The 22,591-nt window shown below is 41.5% G+C and carries 21 protein-coding genes and 2 pseudogenes; 8 read left to right on the forward strand and 15 right to left on the reverse strand.

Annotated elements, in window-relative coordinates; genetic code table 11:
* Positions 1-222: 222 nt before the first annotated feature.
* On the forward strand, positions 223-1,131 hold the full coding sequence (locus ACHUFI_RS16505; RefSeq protein ID WP_394251061.1) for a hypothetical protein: 909 nt from the start codon (positions 223-225) through the stop codon (positions 1,129-1,131).
* A gap of 18 nt (positions 1,132-1,149) precedes the next feature.
* The gene (locus ACHUFI_RS16510) at positions 1,150-1,884 is read left to right on the forward strand and encodes a DUF481 domain-containing protein (RefSeq protein WP_394251063.1); all 735 of its coding nucleotides are present in this window, start codon (positions 1,150-1,152) and stop codon (positions 1,882-1,884) included.
* Between the two features lie 119 nt (positions 1,885-2,003).
* Here ACHUFI_RS16510 and ACHUFI_RS16515 read toward each other — a convergent pair whose 3' ends face one another.
* The 4 genes and pseudogenes from ACHUFI_RS16515 to ACHUFI_RS16530 all read right to left on the reverse strand — a co-directional run bounded on the left by ACHUFI_RS16515 (position 2,004) and on the right by ACHUFI_RS16530 (position 9,820).
* Positions 2,004-5,081, reverse strand: a complete 3,078-nt coding sequence (locus tag ACHUFI_RS16515; RefSeq protein ID WP_394251065.1) for an efflux RND transporter permease subunit — start codon at positions 5,079-5,081, stop codon at positions 2,004-2,006.
* Positions 5,068-6,258: an efflux RND transporter periplasmic adaptor subunit gene (locus ACHUFI_RS16520; RefSeq protein WP_394251067.1), complete on the reverse strand. Its 1,191-nt coding sequence runs from the start codon at positions 6,256-6,258 to the stop codon at positions 5,068-5,070. Before ACHUFI_RS16520 ends, ACHUFI_RS16515 begins: the two co-directional genes overlap by 14 nt.
* Before the next feature lie 163 nt (positions 6,259-6,421).
* A complete protein-coding gene (locus ACHUFI_RS16525) occupies positions 6,422-7,615 on the reverse strand; it encodes an outer membrane protein transport protein (protein ID WP_394251069.1) in 1,194 nt (397 codons plus the stop codon).
* Positions 7,605-9,820 (reverse strand): annotated as a pseudogene (locus ACHUFI_RS16530) (alpha/beta fold hydrolase). The gene ACHUFI_RS16525 and the pseudogene ACHUFI_RS16530 overlap by 11 nt, the downstream one beginning before the upstream one ends.
* Before the next feature lie 420 nt (positions 9,821-10,240).
* Here ACHUFI_RS16530 and ACHUFI_RS16535 point away from each other — a divergent pair.
* Both ACHUFI_RS16535 and ACHUFI_RS16540 read left to right on the forward strand, forming a co-directional pair.
* The gene (locus tag ACHUFI_RS16535; RefSeq protein ID WP_394251071.1) at positions 10,241-10,888 is read left to right on the forward strand and encodes a winged helix-turn-helix domain-containing protein; all 648 of its coding nucleotides are present in this window, start codon (positions 10,241-10,243) and stop codon (positions 10,886-10,888) included.
* Between the two features lie 7 nt (positions 10,889-10,895).
* Positions 10,896-11,354, forward strand: coding sequence for a hypothetical protein (locus tag ACHUFI_RS16540; protein WP_394251115.1), 459 nt, complete (start codon positions 10,896-10,898; stop codon positions 11,352-11,354).
* A 162-nt stretch (positions 11,355-11,516) separates the two neighbouring features.
* On the opposite strand, the pseudogene ACHUFI_RS16545 reads toward ACHUFI_RS16540, so the two are convergent.
* Positions 11,517-12,008, reverse strand: a pseudogene (locus ACHUFI_RS16545) (potassium channel family protein); the annotation flags it as partial.
* A gap of 162 nt (positions 12,009-12,170) precedes the next feature.
* Between ACHUFI_RS16545 and ACHUFI_RS16550 the strand changes: the two are divergent.
* Both ACHUFI_RS16550 and ACHUFI_RS16555 read left to right on the forward strand, forming a co-directional pair.
* On the forward strand, positions 12,171-12,644 hold the full coding sequence (locus ACHUFI_RS16550; RefSeq protein WP_394251073.1) for a pyrimidine dimer DNA glycosylase/endonuclease V: 474 nt from the start codon (positions 12,171-12,173) through the stop codon (positions 12,642-12,644).
* Between the two features lie 178 nt (positions 12,645-12,822).
* The gene (locus ACHUFI_RS16555) at positions 12,823-13,443 is read left to right on the forward strand and encodes a LysE family translocator (RefSeq protein ID WP_394251075.1); all 621 of its coding nucleotides are present in this window, start codon (positions 12,823-12,825) and stop codon (positions 13,441-13,443) included.
* 36 nt (positions 13,444-13,479) lie between these two features.
* Here ACHUFI_RS16555 and ACHUFI_RS16560 read toward each other — a convergent pair whose 3' ends face one another.
* The gene (locus ACHUFI_RS16560; protein WP_394251077.1) at positions 13,480-13,899 is read right to left on the reverse strand and encodes a BLUF domain-containing protein; all 420 of its coding nucleotides are present in this window, start codon (positions 13,897-13,899) and stop codon (positions 13,480-13,482) included.
* A gap of 552 nt (positions 13,900-14,451) precedes the next feature.
* Between ACHUFI_RS16560 and ACHUFI_RS16565 the strand changes: the two genes are divergently transcribed.
* Positions 14,452-14,661 carry a hypothetical protein gene (locus ACHUFI_RS16565; protein WP_394251079.1) on the forward strand — a complete coding sequence of 70 codons (210 nt, stop codon included), beginning with the start codon at positions 14,452-14,454 and terminating at the stop codon, positions 14,659-14,661.
* A 268-nt stretch (positions 14,662-14,929) separates the two neighbouring features.
* Here ACHUFI_RS16565 and ACHUFI_RS16570 read toward each other — a convergent pair whose 3' ends face one another.
* From ACHUFI_RS16570 to ACHUFI_RS16595, 6 genes are all read right to left on the reverse strand, one after another.
* The gene (locus tag ACHUFI_RS16570; protein WP_394251081.1) at positions 14,930-15,448 is read right to left on the reverse strand and encodes a GNAT family N-acetyltransferase; all 519 of its coding nucleotides are present in this window, start codon (positions 15,446-15,448) and stop codon (positions 14,930-14,932) included.
* A 191-nt stretch (positions 15,449-15,639) separates the two neighbouring features.
* Positions 15,640-16,068: an SRPBCC family protein gene (locus ACHUFI_RS16575; RefSeq protein ID WP_394251083.1), complete on the reverse strand. Its 429-nt coding sequence runs from the start codon at positions 16,066-16,068 to the stop codon at positions 15,640-15,642.
* A gap of 127 nt (positions 16,069-16,195) precedes the next feature.
* Positions 16,196-16,825 (reverse strand): DUF1294 domain-containing protein, encoded by a 630-nt coding sequence (locus tag ACHUFI_RS16580; RefSeq protein WP_394251085.1) that lies wholly within the window; start codon positions 16,823-16,825, stop codon positions 16,196-16,198.
* Positions 16,826-17,333: 508 nt separating this feature from the next.
* Positions 17,334-17,891, reverse strand: coding sequence for a GNAT family N-acetyltransferase (locus ACHUFI_RS16585; RefSeq protein WP_394251087.1), 558 nt, complete (start codon positions 17,889-17,891; stop codon positions 17,334-17,336).
* 82 nt (positions 17,892-17,973) lie between these two features.
* The gene (locus ACHUFI_RS16590; protein ID WP_394251089.1) at positions 17,974-18,852 is read right to left on the reverse strand and encodes a transglutaminase-like domain-containing protein; all 879 of its coding nucleotides are present in this window, start codon (positions 18,850-18,852) and stop codon (positions 17,974-17,976) included.
* A 195-nt stretch (positions 18,853-19,047) separates the two neighbouring features.
* Positions 19,048-19,473: a GNAT family N-acetyltransferase gene (locus tag ACHUFI_RS16595; protein WP_394251091.1), complete on the reverse strand. Its 426-nt coding sequence runs from the start codon at positions 19,471-19,473 to the stop codon at positions 19,048-19,050.
* 191 nt (positions 19,474-19,664) lie between these two features.
* On the opposite strand from ACHUFI_RS16595, the gene ACHUFI_RS16600 reads away from it, so the two are divergent.
* Positions 19,665-20,372 carry an SDR family NAD(P)-dependent oxidoreductase gene (locus tag ACHUFI_RS16600; RefSeq protein WP_394251093.1) on the forward strand — a complete coding sequence of 236 codons (708 nt, stop codon included), beginning with the start codon at positions 19,665-19,667 and terminating at the stop codon, positions 20,370-20,372.
* A gap of 126 nt (positions 20,373-20,498) precedes the next feature.
* Here ACHUFI_RS16600 and ACHUFI_RS16605 read toward each other — a convergent pair whose 3' ends face one another.
* From ACHUFI_RS16605 to ACHUFI_RS16615, 3 genes are all read right to left on the reverse strand, one after another.
* The gene (locus tag ACHUFI_RS16605) at positions 20,499-21,161 is read right to left on the reverse strand and encodes a M23 family metallopeptidase (RefSeq protein ID WP_394251095.1); all 663 of its coding nucleotides are present in this window, start codon (positions 21,159-21,161) and stop codon (positions 20,499-20,501) included.
* Positions 21,162-21,317: 156 nt separating this feature from the next.
* Positions 21,318-21,731 (reverse strand): GFA family protein, encoded by a 414-nt coding sequence (locus ACHUFI_RS16610; RefSeq protein ID WP_394251097.1) that lies wholly within the window; start codon positions 21,729-21,731, stop codon positions 21,318-21,320.
* Positions 21,732-21,913: 182 nt separating this feature from the next.
* Positions 21,914-22,477, reverse strand: coding sequence for a pyridoxamine 5'-phosphate oxidase family protein (locus ACHUFI_RS16615; RefSeq protein WP_394251099.1), 564 nt, complete (start codon positions 22,475-22,477; stop codon positions 21,914-21,916).
* Positions 22,478-22,591 lie beyond the last annotated feature (114 nt).

Genomic DNA, 22,591 nt, shown 5'->3' on the forward strand with positions numbered 1-22,591 from the left:
GGTATTATTTCTATTGTTGACTGGGTCCTGACTATGCGAGGTATCAACCCGTTCTGCGCCACGTCCACTAAGGATAAATAGCTCTCCCTACTACATCTAAACTAGCGAAAGAAATCTCAATTCTCCTCATTAATGATCAATCACATTGAATGAAATCCGATTCGCAGGCTGACGAAATAAAATAGCCCTTCAATTTTCAAAGTTTAGATAGTACGTAAGGCTATGAGTATTAAAGCCCTTCAAAGAGCAGCTGACGAAATCACCCTGTTCAATGAGCAAATCACCGTAATTCAATCGCTACATAAAATCATCACTAGGTCGATAGACTGGGAAGAACTGGCGAATGTTCCAGCCCCGACTATGCCTACCATTTCGTTTGCCAATAAATCTAAGGCGCTTTCCGAATTAAACTGCCTGCAACTCACTTGGCTAGATAAATGGACAGATAACTCGACCAAGCTAGAAGCTTTAGTTCGAAACATTGAAACTTCAGCAAACAAAGATATCGATAACTACCAATCTGCTCTTTCAACTTGGGAAGAAGCGTATGCTCAGTGGTTAACCGATAACAAATTATCTAAAAACGTCTTAAACAACGACAACGATTCTAAACTTGAAGCGCTAAATCGTTTGTTACCTGAAAGTAATCAGCAAACGGTTTTGGGGAGTTCAGTGATTGTTCCAAAACACTGTGAATATAAGAATGGCTATAATTTGGAAATCACCGTCCAAATAGATAAAGATAAAGTCGTACCTTTGACGAAAAAGACACTTTTCCAAGGTGAGCTCGTGTCTGAACACCTGCCTTTGAAAGAGCGGAATCGTATATACCGGGAATACGTCAACAGCTGCGCTTTGAAAACCGCATTAGACGCCTTTTCAATTCTTCCCGACAAACATGTCAAAGTGAATGTTCAAGAGGCAGCTAGAAACGAAAGTGGGCAAATTATATTCACGGCTCATTTTGAGAAGACCCTATTAGATTCACTAGATCTCGAGTATGAACCCGCATCGAACTTAGTGTCTCACTTTATTCATTTCGAACACTTTGATGAGTCCAAACCAGAAGGTTTTTCTCCTATTAATGCACCTTATGCCCCCTCGGCAGAATTTCTTACTTACCTGTTTTAATTTACGGTTTCATACATAATGCGCACCACCAAATCTCTACTTATTATGGTTCTTCTGCCATTGTTCGTGTCTGCAACAGAAAAAGAAGACGAATCACCTTTCACGCGCCTGACAAAATTAGGGTTTATCTACTCACAAAATACAAGCACCTCGCTTTCTATAAACTCTGGGCTATCAATAGGATACAAAGGGGATTCTTGGGGACATCGAGTACAATTTGATACTTACTATACAGACGCCGAAGAAGGTGAAGATGGGACCAATCGCTACACAATTAACTATGGCATTACCTACGACTTAAATGAAATAACATACTTGGTGGCAGCTTCTCGTTTTGAGCAAGATCATTTCGGTACCTACCGAAAACAGTTGATCACTATGTCAGGTCTAGGTCGTCACTTTTACGATACAGAAAAAATCAAACTTCAGGCGTCTGCCGGCCCAGGTTATCGAATCAGTATCCGCCAACCTTTTGATGAAGAGCTTCCTAGTGAAGAAAACTACGAATTAATCGCCAGTGGGAACCTAGATGGCTCCATTCAATTTACGGAAAACTTTTCGATTGGCTCCACCATAAACGTCGCTTACGGTGAGGAAAACACCAACTACAACGTTAAAGGGTATTTGAAGAATATATTGATGGGGAATTTAGCACTGACATTCGACACTGAGTATATCTACAACACTACGGTCGCGTCAGACCAAAGCAAAAATGAAATATATAGCTCTATGAACCTTAATTATGATTTTTAGACTTCATTCGAGTGCAATATCGGAGACTGAAACAACCAACCACTCATTTAGGACTTCACAACTAACTAAAAGGCCCTCAAATGAGGGCCTTTTTATGCCTTATTTTTCAGATATTAGAGCTACGCAACCTTACTTCTCAAGCGAGTCAAAATATCAAACTCTTTCAAATTGGCCATTCCTACATAGGCGACTGGTACTAAGAACAATGAAAAGAATGTTCCAACTGTTAGTCCGCCAACCAACACCAAACCGATGTTTATGCGACCTAGCGAGCCAGGGCCGTCAGCGAGTGCCAGCGGTAGCGAACCCAAAATCATAGTGAGAGACGTCATTAAGATTGGACGTAAACGAGAACGCGCGCTGCTGATCGCCGCGTCTTTTGCGCTCGCCCCAGCTTTACGCTTTTCATTCGCGAACTCTACCAACAAAATACCGTGTTTGGTTACGAGCCCGACTAGCGTCAACAAGCCAATTTTTGAGTAGATATTTAAGCTCTGACCAAATACAGAAAGCGTTAAGATAGCGCCGACAATACATAATGGTACAGTCAACAAGATTATCATTGGATCAACGAAGCTTTCGAACTGAGCGGCTAAAATTAAGAAAATGAAAATTAGAGCCAACACAAACAACACTTGTGCGCCTGCACTTGAATCGACAAGATCTTTCACCACACCATTGAACTCATAATTCTGAGCATGTTTCAGCAAGCTCGGTATGTTTTCATCGATGTAAGCTCGTACATCACTCGCCGTATAACCCGGCATCAAGTCCGCGGTAATTTCAGCGCTGTCTTTACCCATAAAGGTTTTGAAGTTCGACTCAGACGTCACTTGCTTAATCGACACAAACTGAGACAAGGGTAATCGTTGTCCAGATTGCGAATCAACGTACAGCTTATCGAGAACTTTAAAATCTCCTAAGTCATTACGATTCACCTGAACTTGGATCGGGTAGGTATAGCCATCATCAGCTTGTAAATCCGCCGCCTTAACCGAGCCTAAGAACGTCGAAAGCGCATTGGTTACGTTTCCGTAATCAACCCCAGACAAAACGATCGCATTTCTATCGATAGCTAAATCGTAGCGTAACTGGTCACGCAACATCGAGTTCTTAACGTTGGTCACACCCTCATAGCTTTCTAGCGTTTTAACCACTTCATGAGCCGTTTCAGATAATGCTTTTGTATTTCGATTAACGGTTGTCAATTCCAGAATCATATTGGTCGCAATACTCAAGTTATCAGCTGAGCGGACTTTAAAGGACATCCCATAAGCCGAAACTGAGCTTTGCGCTGTTGCGATGAATTCATTGACCAAGTCATCAGCACTTTTCTCTCTTTCACCCCAAGGCTTTAAGAGTACGTGGTTAGTCGGCGTGCCTTCGATGTATGATAGATTCGCTTCTACAGACTCATTCCCTGTGAAGACGCTATTTAATTGTTGATTATTATCTAAGTGATACTGACGCCCTACCCCCGTTGGCGGTGTCGATGTTACCTCAACAAACCCCGTATCTTCTGTTGGCAATAGTACCTGTGGCATTTTCCAAACCGCAAGAGCAGACAAGGCAATCAGAAAAAGTGCGATACCGCTCATCAGTGCTTTACGATCAAACCATTTGTTCAATTCTCTGGTGTACACATCAGACAAACTGTTCAGTTTACTGTCTACCTTTTGGAACCATTTTGGTGGCGTTGATACCGGTTTCATTAGGTATGCGCTCATCATTGGCGAAAGTGTCAGTGCAACAAAGCCAGAGATAATGACCGCCGCGGCTAGTGTGAATGCGAACTGCTTAAACAAGTCTGCAGTCAAACCCGACATCAAACCGATTGGTAGGTACACCACGGCAAGGGTTAGCGTCATCGCAATAACAGGGAATACAATTTCTCGGCAGCCTTTGAGTGCAGCCTCGAAAGGGGTTTCACCCTCTTCAATATGACGATAACAGTTTTCAGCCACAACAATCGCATCATCAACCACCAAGCCAATCGCCAAAATAATAGCCAGGATCGTAAGCACATTAATACTAAACCCAAGCAGCGACATCACCGCAAATACACCGATGACACAGACAGGAATGGTAATAATGGGAATGGAAGCCACACGTATCGAGCCAAGGAAAAGAACCACCACAGCCGAAACCAATACAATCGCTTCAATGAGTGTCATGAAACCTTGATCGATGGCTGCCTTAATAAAGTCAGCTTGGTTGTAGACCATTTTCATCTCAATACCATCCGGTAATTGAGGCTGAATCATCTCAATCTGCTTTTTAACTTTATTCGCAACGGTTACTGGATTTTCGCTTTTAAGCGGTAACACTTGGATAGACATCGCAAGCTTTTCGTCAACCCGCAAAATACTTGGCGTTAGACTCTCTTCATCCATTTTGACTTCAGCAATATCACCTATGCGGATGATCTTACCGTTATCAACGCGAACCACTAAGTCTCTTACATCATCAACGCTGGTGACTTGGTTGACTGGGTTAATTGAAAAGTCGCGCACTTGTCCTTTAATCGTTCCCGCTGTAAATGTCGCGTTATAAGAGCTCAATGTCCCCACTACATCAGATGCACTCATATTAAGCGCCATCATTCGATCAGGTTGCAACCAAACACGTACGGCTTTCGAGCTGCCACCATAAGGCCCCCAAATGCCACCAACACCTTGGATGTGCTTAAACTGAGGCACGACTTGCTGGCTAATGTAGTCGTACATTTGCTGCTTCGACATACCGCCAGAGTTTACGAACGTAATTACATTACTCGGCATGCTAGTGTCTGAAGAATCATCCGTCACCGTCGGCGTATCTGTCATACTCGGTGGGAAATTACTGATTCCTTCGACACTGCTTCGCAAGTTGTTCATCAAACTTGTGTATTCCACTTCATTGATGTCATCTTCGAATATAATTTTGAGACTACAGGTGCCTTCCTGACAATCTGTAGTCATGGTTTTCACACTGTCTAAACCAGTAGCCGCGGTGATCAATTTGTCTACAACGTTACGAGACATAAACTCCGCACTTGCGCCATTGATAGCCGCAGTGACGGTGGCAGAAGGCGTCTTGTGTTCAGGAAAATACTGAATCGACAGTTTCTGAAATGACAACATTCCCAGCAGTACAATCGCAATGCTTAGAACCGATGCAAAGACAGGGTGTTTGATACAAACCTCAGGAAGCTTCATTCACACGCTCCTCTTCCTTTGTTTCCTTACTCGCTTGCGCTTTACTGGTTTGGTCATTCTGACTAGCGCTTTCTGGGATAATTTCATCCAGAGGCAATGACGGGACTTCTTCGATATTAATGACGCTATCTTGAATATCTGCCGCTTCTGGGTTCATCACTTTGACTTGCGAACCAAGCTTTAGGTTCTGCTGCCCTGTCACTACAACACTTTCACCTAACTCTACGCCACCCTCGACCACGACATAGCCATCATTGGTGTTCACTCCTAGATCAACAATGCGCTGCTCGATGGTGTTGCCTTCTACCACCCAAACAAAACGGTCGTTGTCTTTGGCTAAAATTGAGTTCTGAGAGACAACCATTTGGGTTGAGTCGTCACTCGTGATCTGATTAACCTTTGCAAACATCCCAGGCACTAGGCGGTGCTCAGGGTTCGTCACATGAGCATGCACTTCAACTCGACCAGAACTTTCATCGACGGCAGGGGCAATATAGTCGACCACGCCTGTAAAACTATCACCTTCAAATGCATCGACTTTTATCGACACGTGCTGGCCAAGCTTCGCGTTCCCAAGATCCGCCTGTCCAATCGCGTAATGTACTTCAACCGGATCAAGTTTTATTAAACTCACTAACGGTGTGGAACTATCAATTCTTGCTCCAACCGAATGACTGAAGTTGGTTAATTGACCATCAAATGGCGCAACCAATAAGTAGTTATTCATCACCGCTTCTTTTTGCCTAAAATCAGCTTGAGCTAGATTAGCTTGCTCTTTAAGTTCCTCCACTTCTTGCTGAGACATTGAATCTGGCTGCTTTTTCAATAACTCTTCAACACGTTGAAGTTTCGATTTTGCAAGCGCTAGCGTACTGCGAGCTTTGTCGAGGTCCGCTTTCGCAGTGGTATTGTCCAACTGTGCAATTAGCTCCCCTTTTTTGACCGACTCCCCATCACTAAAATGGATCGTCTGGATTTTCTCAGAGGCGCTGAAAGTCAGAGCGGCAGAATCGGTCGCTCTGATTTTTCCAACTTCAATAATTGATGATGTAAACGCTTTTTGGCTCGCTTGCTCAATCGTCACAGGAACCAGCGAGCTTTCTTGAGCAATAGACGGAGCGCAATTAAGTGCAAATAAGGCTAAACAAATGGATTTACTTAGAGGTTTGAATTTCATTTCGATACCTATCCAGGCATTAGGGATAAATTGGCCTAATACCTGTAATAAAGTAGCTATTTTTAACTTAATAAGCGTCCAGCTATCTAAATAATGCTAATAACAGCTAATAGTTAAGAATAAGGCTCAATTTCACCACTGAGCCAGACAAATTAGATGTGGTTTAGAAGCGATGCTGATATTGGAGTCCAACGAGTAACGCGTTGGCAGTTACGTCAGCAGTCACATTAGTCACCGATGTGACTTCGAGGTTTTCATCAACCTGATCATGCTCGCCGACAATGAAACCAAGCCCAAGGTCAACAGAGCTAGAAGCGGTTAAATAGTAAGTTCCGCCAACAGTGAACCAATGACGATTTACATCCGGGATCGACAAGGATGTGACTTCATCTACTGGTGACAAATCATACATATACCCGGCGCGCAACACGACGTCTTCCGACATCTTGTATGTGCCGCCGATAGACGCATGCCCCGCATCTTTCCATTGGTAGTCTTTAATAGAATCTGATTGGGAAGGTGAGGTCAACGAGTCAAACTCTGACCACTGAACCCATTGCAAACTATAGTGAACTGCCCATTGCTGATTAAGCTGGTGCCACCCAGAAAACTCTAAGGTGTCTGGTAAAGGGACATTCATTTTGTCAGCAGGGATTCCACCTTTGGTAATATCCCCTTCCACTTCAATATCTGGGCTATAGCGGTAGGCGATGCCAAAACGGTTGTTATCATTAACCTGATACGTCGCACCTACATTTGCCCCAATACCAAAGCCGTCAGCATCAACATTTAACAATTGTCTATCCTGACGCTGAATCTCACCCTCTCCATAGATAACGTCTATTCCGCCACCTAGGTTGATTTTTTCAGACAACTCATAAGCTAAGGCAACGCCCACATTCACACTAGAAAGAGCGGTTTTCCCCCCAAACTCGGCAGCTTCAAAGGAATCATCAAACTCTACATCGGTGCCGAAGTTAGAATGAACAGTCGCGCCAAGAGTGAACTTCGAATCGCTAACTGGATGAACATAGTGAACATTAGGAACCAAAGTTCCTGCACTTAAATCCCGATCACTCAAAGACTCTGTTGGACCCGTGTTTGGTGTATAACTGATGTCGGACACGTCTACTGCACTGTCTATGTACACAACACCAACCGACAACATAGGCTGCTCGATATATGCCATAGCTGCGCTATTTTTAGCAACGATTGCGGCACTATCAGCCATAACCGCATCTCCTGCGAAAGCTCTACCCAGCCCAGTCGCAGATTGTGCATTTAGCTGAAAGCCAGCAGCATTAGTGATGCAAGGCACAAGCAAAGCTGCGGCACCAAATACAAGTTTATTCTTCATTTTCTGGTACCTCTGTTTCGATGTGATCTTTGTTGTTAATTACTACGGCAGAGCCCTGCGTTAGAACCATAGACGCTACCGCTACTTGCTGCGTCTCCATCGCTCCACGTACGTCGTCCATTTCACTTACGCCGTCACCGTCTTCATCCTGAGTTTCAGGAAAACTTGGCAGCCCATTTTCGTCTACAGGTCCTTCATAAGGGAACAAGTAGGTACCGTGGCCACCCGTAGTCGCACCGATGAACCCTCTTCCCGAAAATCCACTTTGCACAGTTCCCGTTGAACCCGTAATTTGTTCGAGCCCTAATGCTTCGATGAGAGGGTTTGTACCCGTACGGATGTTATCAGGCGCAGAATTTGGCACGACCGTATCAGGAGCATATTCAACACCCACTTCGCATGTCTCTCCACAGTCCCCAACAGCTGCCATCAGCAGTGTCGGTTGTTGGTTCTGTTTTTGTCGTGTCGTAAAGCTCGCAGGGTCTGCACTATCAATCGACATTTGAACGCCTTGTTTAAACCCGGTGATCAGCAAATCAAAAATGTCATCTTCTAGGTTCTGTACTAGACCTTTATTTTCCGAAGATTCCTCGACAAAAGCCTCTAATGCCAACATACACTCTTCGTTGGTGGTATCAGTGGTACAGATATCTGGAATGACCGTTTCTGCAATGGCACGTTGCACATCTGGAGATTTCTTAACGCCATCAGACATTTCTGGCCCAAGTATTTTTGAAGTTAGCGTTAGGTTAGTGAGCCCCTGCCCTGGAACCACAAAGTTTGCGGTTTTAAACTCAAAGTCAGGGTTAGATTGACTGAACTCAGTCACCATCACCGACATAATTCCGCCAAGCGAATGCCCCACTAAATGGATATTATTAGCATCCACCCAAGGTTGGTTCCCCAATGCATAACGAACGCCTAGGAAGTCGGAGACGGTTTGTTGAAGGTTAGATCTCAGCGCTAATGGCGAATCCACGTTAATAAAATTCGCTTTGTTAGCACTTGCACTGATCTCCTCACCATTAGCATCATGGCGGACACGCAGACCGTGGTACGGCATATCAATGGCAACGACTGCGTAGCCCTTATCCGTATAATCTTGGGCCATGAGTTCTGCAGCTGATTTATCCGCGCCAATTCCATGAATAAATAAGACAGTCTTCAGCGGGGTCAGTGTTAGAGGAGCCGTTTCATTCCAATCATAAGGGGTGTAAATAGAAGCAAGTACATGTTGGAATTCCACCACTTTTGGAAGTGGGTTATCTTTAGTTGGGAACCCACCTTGCTCGGTTGTCATCCACTCGTACAAAGGCGGACAAGATTCTTTGGGTTCAAAGCGATCTACAATACATTCACTTTCTCGGTCTTCCGTAAATGGCAAATAGAAAGGTAAGGTTATTTTCTGCTCGTACACATCAAATTTTCGTTTACTGTCTTTAACCTTAGTTGGTGAGCCAATAAACGCTGTTACTTGATCTTCATGATTCGCTCTCATCGCATCCAATGAAGCATAAGAACTTTGTGTCTTAAATTGCGCTGCGTAGACGGGATTTCCATCACCTTTAAATAAAGAAATAGCTCTTTGAACCTGCCCTTCCAGTTCGATATAAATTTCATCTTTATTTTGAAATTCCATATTAACCAAGTCAGTAAAGCTTGAATCCGCCTTTAATGACTCGCCAAATTCAGTTTTAACTCGGTCAGTGACAACGATGAAATACTCTGTATTTTCTTTTAATCCAGATTCACATTGAATAATTACATTTGAACCATCAGAACTTATCTGCGTAGCAATTTCATTACCAGATTCATTCATCAAGACAACATTACCTTCAAGTGAACTTTCATCTAAAGGAAAACGTTTATTTGAATCTACACTTTGCAAAGGAATTAAAATAGGTTCCGCACACACCCCCACCCATCTAAAACAGCATAGGTATTATTGTAATCTTGGTAATACTCAGCACTCTCTGACTCTAGAGTAATACTAGATTCACCAACACCTGTAATTGTCCCGTCATTATCATAGCCATAGCCATCATTTGGTTTAGGCAACTCTTGAATATTATAAGGAACAAAAACCGAAACAGGGTCATTGTTAGATTCATCATCGGACTGACAACCGAATAATGCGATGGTCATTAGCCCATATAAATATGATTTATTAAAATTAAACAAAGCGTATCCTTTTTTTTTAAGCATTTAGCGATGCGACAATAGGGTCTGGTTATTGGAGAGACTGTCACAGGCTCGAATTTAAAGTGACTTGCCTTTCAGGTTATATAAAGGCTTGGTACATTCGATTTCGATACTGCGTACGTGAGTAAATCACCTTCTCTTTTCTTAGGCGTTTGCCCAACAGAAACTTCGCGAGAGCTTTGACGACTCACCCGCACCCACTAAATCAGCTTCATGCCGTAATGCTCTAACAAGCCAACAGGCACATCACCTCAAACAACCTCAAACAACCTCAAAAAGGTATATAAGAAAGCCTTAACCTGCCTATAATGGGTCTTTATATTTAATGACTTAGATTATTCTTGTTCAATGATGTGCAGAGTTTGTATTTGGCTCGGCATTTGTTATATTTCAATAAGAACATCGAACACACAGAGAACAAAAATGTCTGCTGAATTCACTATCAATGATGAAATACAGGTCAACTTACAAGAGAGTGAAATCCACCACCTTATTACCGGGCGTACTTACCCTATCGGGTCCAATGAATCTGAACTTCTAAAATACTTCATCGCTCACCCTAACGAAGTGATCACTCGACAAGTGCTCATTGATAAAGTTTGGGTATCAAAAGGGATATATGTTGAAGATGGCAGTTTGATGCAAACTATTTCAATATGTAGAAAAGCTTTAGAAGATAAAAGCGGCGCTGTTATTGTTACAGAGCGAGGGAAAGGTTATCGTTTTGCCGGTAAAGTCACTCTGGGCAGTAAACCAATTAATAATCAGGAAGTTTTATCAGAAGAAATTAAGCCAGAAGACAAAAGTCAGCCTTGGGTATTAATAGGGGCTTCTTTTATTGTTTCTGTTGCCGCTGCTTATTATGGCGTAGGACAACTATCGAAAAATATTGGAAAGGATAAGTTAAACCAAAAATATCATTTAACCTGTACTATTCAATCTGATGAACTTACATTCAACAAGATGTATAACGTAACGCTATATGAATATAAAGACAGGAAGATTATCATTGACAACGAAGGAAAATCATTAAGCTTCCCTTCTAAGTTCGAGGGGGTTACTTGTGAATAAATATCTAATAATTTCAATTTTTTCAGGGGTTATTTTGGGCTGCTTATTGGCATTACTACCTAAACAGCACTTATCTGGTCACTACCTAGCAAACCCGGCCACTATTATTACACCGCCTAACCTAGTTATTTATAATCAAGCTTCAATAAACATTGAATTTAAAATGAATGATAGCTACGACCTACTTTATGTTTCAAAAAAGGAAGTGGGGTTCACATCATCGGGTAAATATGTAATGACTAGTCACGATATATCCTTAGATGAGAGTAATCATGAGCAAATTTTGCCGAACCGTGAACTTTCATTCTATGAGAAAGTCATGGTGAGTGAAGGTGCTGTGCTTTCATCAGATTCTATGGAGTACCTACCATTGAACAAGAATGAATTTCTTTTAGTCACTCAGAATGGAATGATTCATTTCTGTAAAAAAGTGGCGTGTGCTGAACTACCAAACTATGTGAAGTAGTCGTAAACCAGTTAAAAAGCTCGACCTTTACCGAGATTTTTAACTTACTATCCCTCTCTAACCCCAGCATTCACAAGAAAAAGCGTAATTTAAAACCAACTCCAACAATAAAGCCGCTGCGGATATTTTCACAGCGGCTTTCTAATTATTACCTATATAGGACTAAACGCTATTTGAGTCAGACTGATTTAGTCGACTGCTAACTAAGCTTGCAACCATTATCGCCAAATAAAAGCTACCTAAGATTGATTCAATAAAAACAAAGAATCGTGATATAGGCAAAGCTGGAGATATATCCCCGTACCCTACCGTTGTCAAAGTAATGAAACTAAAGTAAATCACCTCAAATAAGTTTTCGACCCAAGGTTTTGCTTCTATTCCATTAAAGGCTATGGGGAATAACTCTAATTGAATCAGATAAATGATGGCCCATGTCATTCCAAAGAGTAAGTAAATACAAATTGAACCGATAATCTGATTTTTACTTACATAATCAGTAACCATCACCTGTTTCAGTGCTGTATACGTATGAGACTGCAAGAAAAACCGTAAAGCACCTAGCGTATCAATCGACAGATCATACACATCAAGAATTGAAAAGAATCCTGATTTGGCTGCCAAACTTAGTAAGAAGCCATACCAACTTCGGTAGATTGTAAAACCTGTATCGCGCCACACAATATCAACGCCAGAACGCCTTCCTATGAGATCGGCAAAGGGGATAACAAGTCATACTGAAATCGTAAACCCAAATCAATGTGATCGCTATTAGCCAACGTCCGTATAACCGAGTTGATAGTTAAACCGAGAAGCAAAATGAACATCTTCATACTTGATAGCGACATTAAAAAGTGCGCGCAATATCATTGCGATCAGCATGTAGTAAAAATGATTTTGGAAAGCGTTCAAATGTTATGCACTGTACTCAACAAAAAGGGATTCACGACACCTTATAAATCAACGCATATCAAACACCCTTGTGTACTTTGGTTAGAAGAGTCTTTTGACAACTTATTATGGCTACGATCTCTTGCTTTGGAGCTAAACAAAGAGTACAAGTTCAGATACAGTAAAGATGTCGACCATAAGTCGATTGCGGTACTAGAAAAAATTGACACGCACATATACTCTTCGATAGGGCTAACGCCCTTTCCTCAAGCAATGCCAGAACAATACAAAGTGGCAGGTGATCCGGTAAAAGCCTATCGAAACTTTTACTGTGGTGATAAAGCAAAATTTGCTAAGTGGACCAAACGCAGTCCCCCAAAATGGTTCACTAATATCCCATAAATACTTACTGGAACTTACACTTAGTGCTCTGAGTCTTGAGTCGTTAAAAGATGAGCACCCACAGTACAACTTAAACTAAAGTAACGTACACTTGCCCTAACCTTAATAAGTGGCAGCTTTAGAATTTTCTAACGCTTTACTCACACATTAATTAATACATTAGGTAAAAGGATTGATCGTGGAACTCTGGACATTACTTTTCTTCATCCCTGCATGCTTCGCTCTGAATATGACTCCTGGCCCCAACAATCTTCTTTCAATGAACAATGCACGCTGTTATGGCTTCAAGTCGGCCATGGTTGCAGGTCTGGGTCGCATTACTGCGTTCTCATTCATGATAGCGTTGGCGGCATCGGGGTTGGCGGTCATCTTATACACTTCAGAAACGCTGTTTATGGCAATCAAGCTTTGCGGTGCACTCTACTTGCTATCGATAGCGTTTAAGCTTTGGCGATCTGAAAGCAGCCCAATTTCCAATAACACTTCACGCTACAGTCATTTTGAACTAGCGAAGCAAGAGTTTTTCTTAGCGGCAGGTAATCCCAAGGCCATCCTAATCTTCACTGCTTTTCTTCCACAGTTTGTCGATGTAAGCAAGAATGTCGGCGAGCAGTTTTTTGTTCTCGGATTCATATTCTTAGCACTCGAACTCACTGCAATATCCATTTATGCGCTATTTGGATTATATCTCAAACAATGGTTCTCTCAGCCACTCATGGCTAAACGGTTTAATCGTGCTGGTGCCCTATTCCTTGCGTTATCAAGCGCCAACTTAATGTTTAGCCGACACACAAATTAAGGCTGTTCTACCAACTAGATTTAGGCTCGCAACGGCCTACTCTGAAGGTAAGTTTTTCTTAAGCTCCAGCATCATAAGGTAAGCGCTTTCACCTGCAAGCTCATAGGGGTTAAAACTATTTGAGCCTGAAAACTGCAAGTTAAGTAACGCCGTTAGATGGGATTCTGGAACGTCTCCCATCGACCAATCTCCAAATTCCCGACAATGAATCTCTTGAAAGTACAAAATACTCACATTACTGTGACGTTTATCGTTCACAATGTGACTATAGGTTTCATTCAGCGCCTCTCTTGAACCTTCTAGGCACTGCAAAAAATACTTTTGATTGTGACTAAGTAGACCTGTGATGTGAGCTTCTTTATTGTGCTCTCGAGAAGTGTTCAGAATGTCGTTCAAAGCATTCAAATCGCAATCTTCGGAAAGTGTACTGACATAAATAAGGCGAGTAAGGAACATGGCTACCACTTTGATTTTCTGTTTAACAGTACTATCAAATATAATCAATGTGGCTGATTTTGCTAATTTTCTACGTCCATAACCTTCAAGGATGCTTTTTCTGAACCGAAAGATCTCGAGATAGATGAGAATTAAGGCGTGAGCTGCTGCGTTAGTGCTGGCTTAATCCAGCGAGCTGAACTATAAATTTCTTCAAACTATTTTTCAGATAAACTAGATTTTTACTCAATTAGGTGTATAGTACCCCACCTAGCTCACTTATCGAGCTGTTAATGTTACATTTAGACCAAGTTCCACAAAGAAGTTCTCGATATTCCTCGTTACACCCTCTCTGCGTTACCTTCAGCTCAATCGTTCATTCAATAGTTCCATAATCTAAGCTTTTAACGCCTTATTTCTGCCCAATATTAATTTGTGTAAGCGGAAACTTAAGGTTACTTAAATCAAACTGTAATAAAACTAAGGCAAATTTATGTCCCGTAGAACAACACGACAAATCCATTGGTACCAACTATCAAGAGAAAAAACATTTACGAAAACAAAAGGTAATAAATGCTTAAAATCGAAATAAACTTATTAAACGAAAACTTATCATGGGTAGCTGAAATACGTCAGCTCAATAGCGACATTTTGTATCGACACATTCTGCCAAGGCTTCAACACACAAGCTATCTAATCGATTTTAGATTCTGCGAGCGCAATAGCACCGGAATCATTTTATCGGAAACAGGCAATGAACTAGGACATTTCACAATCCTATAATACTGAGGCATCGCCACCTCTTGTGATAGATACATCGAAATAGGAACTAAAACCTAGTCACTTGCATTTCACTTCGCGGCTCACGCTCACTAGGTTGTACTTCATCTACAATTAAGCCTTATATCATTTCGAAGCTCATTACTTCGAATGAACAACAACACAATAGTTTCTCGCTCCATAAACAATTTTTTGCATTCACGCATTCTAGTTAGAAATAATCCACACTCATCGTTAACTAAAATTACGTAACGTACGAGTAGCGAGAAAGCTAACTAACAGTATTCTCTCTGCGATAAACATGGTCGGCGTATAATTGGCCTCCAATCTCGTATGCATTAGGAACGACTTCTTTCAATGAGAACCCACTCTTTACGAGTACTTTTTCTGAACCTACATTGCCTTCTGTGACGATTGCATTAAACGATTGAATTCCTTGCTCTTCAACGGCCCATTGAATCAACGCTTGTAGCGACTCTGTCCCATAACCTAAGCCATGATATTGAGGTAGGATCAAATACCCTACTTCAGCATCGCCATCAACAAAACGAAAACCTGTCACCCCTATCTTTTCTCCGGTCGAACTCAAAGTGATCGTCAGGCATAACCAGTGCTCAGAAGTCTTGGTCCATAAAGGAAGTCGAGATTCAAAACTTTCCTGTATTTCCGACGAGGACGGCTCATCGAAACATAGGCTGATAACAGCAGGGTCACGATTTAGAGATTGATACATATCCCAATCTGCTTTGGTGATTTGCGACATCTGTAATCTATTTGTTTTTATTTCCATACTTTTCTTCCTTTTTTAAACGAGACGCTTTTTGGCCAATTTTGCTCAAGCGTCAACGTCCTGTTTATATTGATTTAGCCACGCTTAAAAATGCCATACATATTGCTTCAGAACACACCCTTTGCTATCCACGTACTTTAGGAAAAGTAAGGCAGGATCAAAACCAAATGGGGTGAGCACCTTAAATACGATTATCTCTGAGGTTCAAGATACGATTTCAATGATCCCAATAAGAAATCCCATACTTGGTGTTCCATCAGGCTGTAAAGCTCTTCTGAATGAATATTACTTTGTACCAACTTCAGTTCTGTCCCGGTTTGGGTTTCTGATAAAGCGTAACGAATAAAGATATGATTTTCTGGAGTGCGTTCGGTACCATGATTGTCACTCCAATAGCGGTATGAATAGACATTCCCGTCATCCAATACTTCAATGACGCCATAGTCTGTAAACGGCGCGCCATTCACTTCCCCTTTATACAAAACTTCTGCACCAACTTCCCATGAACTGGCGACTTCTTTAAGTGGGTAGTACTTAATAATCTCGTCACTATTAGTGAGCGCCTCAAAAACTCTGGCTTTTGGCGCGTTAATTTCTACAATTTTTTCTATTTCAAACACTGTCTCTATTCCTTTAATTATGTGATGATCGTGACTCTCAAGCTTCGCTTAGGAAAAACTACAAGCCTTAACAGCAACATGCAACCAAATTCCTTTATCAGATCAATAACTTACAGAAATACTTTAATCATGTGAATGCTGAAATTGCAGCGTTAAATTGAGCCATATCCAATAGCCGATGAAGAGTTTGCTCGACCACTGAATGTCCCGAGGGTGTGAGTAACCAGAAATAAGCGCCAGAATTCACGATGATTGTCAGCCACAAAATGGTTTTGAATGGCTGCTTTCTAGATTTGTGCTTAAGCTGGTTCTGAGCAAATAGCGCCCCTGGCCAACCACCAAGCAAAGAAAAAATGTGTAGAGAGCTTTCTGGCACTCGAAATTTCTTTTCGATAGCAGCCTGTTTGTCCACTGCGTACCTAATATAGGTCAGTAAGCTCATGAAAACATAAACGATTATCAACGCGGGATAGCCATTAAGTACAAACGAAGACGCGCAGACCAAAACAAGAAATGAGAGCGCTAGAACCAGATTAAATGAAACGAGCGTCGCGTTGGTAATAACGATATCGATCGCATTGTGACGGCCTTTAGAGTCCCTTTTCGTTGAATAACTAACAAGGTCATCAACTTTTGGTCGATGATTACGTGTTGTCACAGAAGAAATATGAAAGAACATTCTCTGACCATTTTCAAGAGATGAAATGAAGCCATAGCCTTTTGAGTCATGCCACTCAGTGATTTTTCCCTTCACCATTCCCCCCTTAAAAATGCAACTCTTTACACCGTTAATTAGGGTATATGCAACACCCTAACCAAGCTTAATTTACTTCTCGCTAAAAACAAGCCTCGCTGAACGACAAACATGATATACACGCAGTTCTACAGAAAGACTTGGTGAGGAAATATTCCTATTATTAAATAGGAAATAGAAGGACAAAAAACGAAATGTTTAGAATGAAACGACGCAATAATACCCGAATACTAGTACCCACAGGTTCCCAGGTACTTCTGCCTAATTAAAAGGATCACCATCATTCCGCATACTAATGCGCCAAAAGTCGCGCATGCCTTCATAAACCTTGGTGTACTTGACTCATAGTCTGGTAACCCTGGCCATTTACCAGTGACACCAGAAATAGCAAACCTAACAAAAGCATGGATCACTGCTATCAAATAAAACCAAAAAAAGACCTCATTGATCAGAATTCCACAGAATAAATAGTCCACCCTAAATAACGCCTTTTTTTATTTATGTTTTAAAGTTAAAAATCTGAATTACCTTCGTTTTTTGTACATAGTGTCATCGTCGTTTCTGACACCGTTTCTCCTTCGATGCGGTAGCAATCGAGCATTTCCCCAATAATTTCAAACCCACATTTTAAATACAAATTTTTTGCTGGAAGGTTGTTAGAAAGGACGTTAAGATCTAACCAATCAATGCATGGGTTTTCTTTACAAAATTGAGTTACGCATTCAATCAGCTTTTCACCTAGGCCTTGCTTTCTTAAACGAGAATCCACCCCCATCCCCAAAAGCACTCGATGAAATTTGTACTCATCACTGTAATGACGTAAATCGATATGGCCAACGACTTGTTCATGAGAATCTTTGATTACCCAGAGTTTCCTCCAGCCATGTTCACCAATCTTATGCTCAAAGCCATGTCGAAACTTAGTTTTAAATGATTCTGTCACTACACATTTTTCTTTAGATATTGGCTGAAATAGTGGAGATTTATCGTCTGCATTCTCAAGAAGCTGCGCCTCTATATATTTGAAAAAAGATTCTAGATACGACCGATTCGCTTCTACGACTTTCATGTAATGTTCCTTCTTTCTCTTAACTCATCATCAGGATAGGGACACATAACCCTAATCACTTTGAGTGGCAGCTTAGCAGTAACTACAGCGAGGCATATAGCTCGCTTATCGTTGGAAAGTTAGAACAGCGCCAGTCTTTTGGAAGCTTTATTTCCTTACACGACTCAACTAACTTAGAAGCCTTTGAACTATCCGACGAGCAACTAATATCAGCAAGTTCATCTAGGAGCGCGAGCTCATGCTCTCCTGAAATGGGGCTAATGAATTTAGGTAATATGCCCCACCCGGTATCCCATGTATGCATTTCAAGCTTTGACAACGCAAACAGATCTCGAATAAGGCTCCCTTTGATGAACGCTAACCCTTTAAAGTCCCTAAAGCCAAAATTGTCTGCTGACTCCAAATTGTCGCGGCATAACTTCCAAGCCCGCCCCGCCGTTATAAAGTGTGATGGCGGTACATCAAATGGGTCAAAATCAAACTTCAAGATTTGTTGGTGAACTTGGTCAAGTTGAGCATCCACTACAACCCATCCTTTGCTGTTATCCCAATACTCACAAATCCAGTGGTCTTCGAACTGGTTTTGAGACAAGTAAGTTGCAAATCCACTCCTTAGTCGAGCCGGGACTCCTTTTAGTCTCAAAATCGCACAAACCAATAACGAAAAGTCCCGACAGATGCTGATAACCCTATGGTTTGGTTTTTTAAATACATGAGAAGGTTGCCCAGATTTCAGCATTGCCAAAGAGATTAAGTCTTTCGCATAGCGAGTTTGCATTTCTTCTAGCTTGGAGGCAGGGTCTACCTCTACACCATAGTGCTCAAGCCAATACGAATGAATAAGGTTCCCTTGAACAAATTTGCATATACCCGCTAGATCATCAGGTACTTCACTGATATCGATTAGATTATTCGAGAGTTCGGTAAACTCCGAATTTTCAATATAGAAGCTAACATCCATTATTATTACCTTACGCGAAAACTCCCATCTCTGGGACACGCACAAAAAACGAAGATCGGAGCATGATTATTTTACAACCATGACACCTTGTAGTGTGATGAACGAGACCATCAAGGTCAAAAGCATTGTGCAATAAACACTTAACCCGAAGCAAACGAAAAATGCCAAGCTTTATGATTCTATTTTTATTGAGTGCTAGGTTTCCGCTTTGAACTCCATTAAATAGTAATCACCTAAGTTGTCACTATCACGCCTAGCAGAAACAAAGCCATTCGATTGATAAAAGCCCACCGCGTTTTGATTTTCTACCATACACTTTAAGCTCAAACTGCTATGCAAAGACTTAGCTTCTTCCAACAACAACTTTCCAATGCCTTGCCCCTGATAACCATCAGCAACATATAGATGATGAATAAAATTATCTGGTTCCCAGATTGAAATAAACCCGACTACTTCACCGCCAGCGATTGCGACCAAAACACGTTCTCCTTCCGTATCACGGTTAAAGTCTGAAAGCTGATAGTGACTGGTGTCGAGCCAGGTAAACGTAGAAACTCTAGCGTTCAGGTACAACTCACTCACCGCTAGCAATAAATCATCACTGTAGTCTTCAATTTCCATATATTCCCTTTAGAAACTTAACGTCTAACTAGGCCATAGACGCGCCTTCATTCACATAAGTCTTTACCACACGCCTAAAACCAATTCACACCGACCAAGCAGGGCGTTACGAATCTGCTTTTAATGTTGGTTAGCTGTATTGTCACTCTTAGTCTATGATTAACTTAATACGAGAGAGTGAGTATAAGCAATTGAAAATTCTTATAATTGGCGGAAATGGCGGTATTGGGAAAGCACTTGTTAAGCGCGCCATAACATCATTCCCTGGAGCAAAAATATATGCGACTTACCGTTCAACGTTACCCGAGGAAAAGCGAGACAACATAACCTGGTTAAAAGCCAATGCTTCAATAGATGACGATATAAGACGACTAGCCGAACAGATTCCGAAACTCGACATGCTGATTAACGTTGCGGGCTTTCTGCATGACCAAGAAAATAAGCCAGAAAAGTCTGTGACTGAGTTTACTATTGAGTCCTTTAATCAAAATTTGAACTCAAACACTCTACCCACGCTATTACTAGCTAAGTATTTTTCAACTCACTTAAAAGCTAATGAACAAACATATTTTATTTCGCTGTCCGCTAGAATTGGCAGTATTGAAGATAACAAGATTGGAGGATGGGTTAGCTACCGTTGCTCTAAAGCTGCACTTAATATGGCAATCAAAACGATTAGTATAGAATGGAAATTCAAGTTACCTAACTGCTGTGTTTTTGCATTTCACCCCGGTACCACTGATACACCGTTATCTCAGCCCTTTCAAAGAAACATATCACCAGAAAAAATATTCACGGCTGATTATGTAAGCCAGAGACTACTCAGTATAATCAATGAAGCCCAACCCTCAGACTCAGGTAAATTTTATAGCTTTACTGGTGAAGAGCTGCCTTGGTGACGACATTCACGTAACGGTATCTTGAGGGTAAACCACTCTACCGCCAGATCCCCTCTTTGGGGCTTAAAACACGAAATTCTACCTAATCTGAAAGCGCAAAGTATTAGTTAAAAGTCGGGTGTTGGCTTAGTTTTGCTCCAATTTAGACATGGTAAACAATATGAATTGCTCTGGATCTATATACCCTTTAAATACAGGGTGTTCTGTTGTATATCCGCGCATCCAACGATCAGGGCCTGTTTCTGTGTAGTCGATGCGTTGCCCCATTCTTATTGAAAAATGTATATGAGGATAAGTTCCAATACCAAAATCCTCTGATGGTTCAGCTATGTAACCAAGTAAATCGCCTTTCTTAACTTTTCCCTTTGGTACTTGCCAACGCTTCAATGAAAGGTGGCCATATAGTGAATAGAGGTTTTCTTCTGGATGATCAATGATGACCACCCCTGGATATCCATTTATATAGCCAGAATAGCTTACAATACCGTCTGAAATGGCGTAAACCGGTTCACCTACCTCTGCGAAATAGTCTATAGCTGCATGATATAGATTAGGGAACCGAGGACCTGTATTAAATGAAGCAAAGCTTTGCAATACAGAGCGAGAGTCAAGAGGAAACCGATAAGGTTCTGCTAAATTTCCAGCTATTATCTCTAGTTTTGGGGCAATACGATCAAGCTCTTCATTAGCCAATCGTTGCTTGGTATCGGTAAGCATTTTTGATCCCCAAAAGACTATAGGGAGAATAAAAAGGGTTAAGATTACAATTGCTTTTTTAGATACCTTCATCAATATTCACTCCATTTACACCAAAGCATATGACACCAAATTGAGTGGTAAACCAGCACAATCAGAACCTAAAGCAAAGCGCCGATTTGGCGCTGACATCAATTCGTCTTAAAAGGATCATGCCTTTCCGTTCAGCTGGAACCAACTGTTAGCGGATCACTCCCCACTTTCAAAATGGGCAAAAACTTCCGCACCTGTCATATTCCGTGTTTCATTTTTAAAGTCGTAATATTCTGGTTTTTCGTCAATAAATATTTGATGAGTTAGCTTAAAGTCATCACCTGACATCAATAACCCAACAGGAAGATGGTATTCATTACTTGGCACTAAAAAATAAAACAAATGTGTACCACATTTTCCGCAGAAGCCCCTTTCTGCCCAATCGGATGACTGATACCTAACAACATTTGATTCCCCTGATATTTTAACCGAATCAGAACAATCGATAGCTAACATTGGGCCGCCAGACCAATTTCTACACATACTACAATGACAAGCCGCCAATTCGTTACTGGCATACTCTACTTCCAACGTAACCGAACCACATAGACACTTTCCTTTACCTTGCATAGATTCCCCAACCTTTGTTATGTAAGTGAAGCTTACTATTAGCTATCGCCCAGTTAAGTAATCAGCATCGCTCCAATCAGCCTAGACCATTGTGCTGGGGAGGCTAAAGTAAATTGACACAAAAGTACCGAGTATATTGAATTTATTATTATGCTAACGTTGAATAGAACGGTTTTATTCGATCACTCTACATCCAAGCCAGATCTTTTCGCAATTTCAGTTTCAAAACCATCGATACTCTTTTGGTTCTTTTTGAGCCAGTATTTCTCTATACCCTCTGTACCTTGCTTTTCTGACCAATTAGCTAGGTCTTCACGGTCTCCTTCATAGGTAAAGTAAGGAACTGACATTCCGCAGGAAGACTGTACCAAATCGACATCTAGGACAAAGATTTGTCTAGCAGCCACATTTTCCGGAAACATCTGTGCATACTTACCCCAACTATCGTCTCTAGAGTGCAAAACGGTAGCCTTACCATAGGCTCGAAGGGTTAGAGGAGAGCCCTCAAAAGCACAAAACATAACGGTCATTCTTGGGTTTTGAATGACATGTGATGCTGACTCATTGCCACTTCCTGTAAGGTTTAACCAAGCTATTTGCTTCGGGTTGATAACCCGCAAGGAATCTCCTCCTTTAGGAGACAGATTCACACTACCACTCTCTGCGGCGGTAGCTACAAAATAGATTTTTTGCTGCCCGATAAATTCAATGTGTCTATCGGATAACACTGAAAATTGCTTACCCAAAACGATTAACCTCCATGTTAGATTTCGATGATAGGCATAGACATAATGACCCCCACGAGGTGCTAGCCTCCAATATCGTGGGTTAGCTAAAAGCCAGAGCCATAATTAGTGCGT

Source organism: Vibrio profundi, from assembly GCF_043642225.1.
Taxonomy (GTDB): domain Bacteria; phylum Pseudomonadota; class Gammaproteobacteria; order Enterobacterales; family Vibrionaceae; genus Vibrio; species Vibrio profundi_A.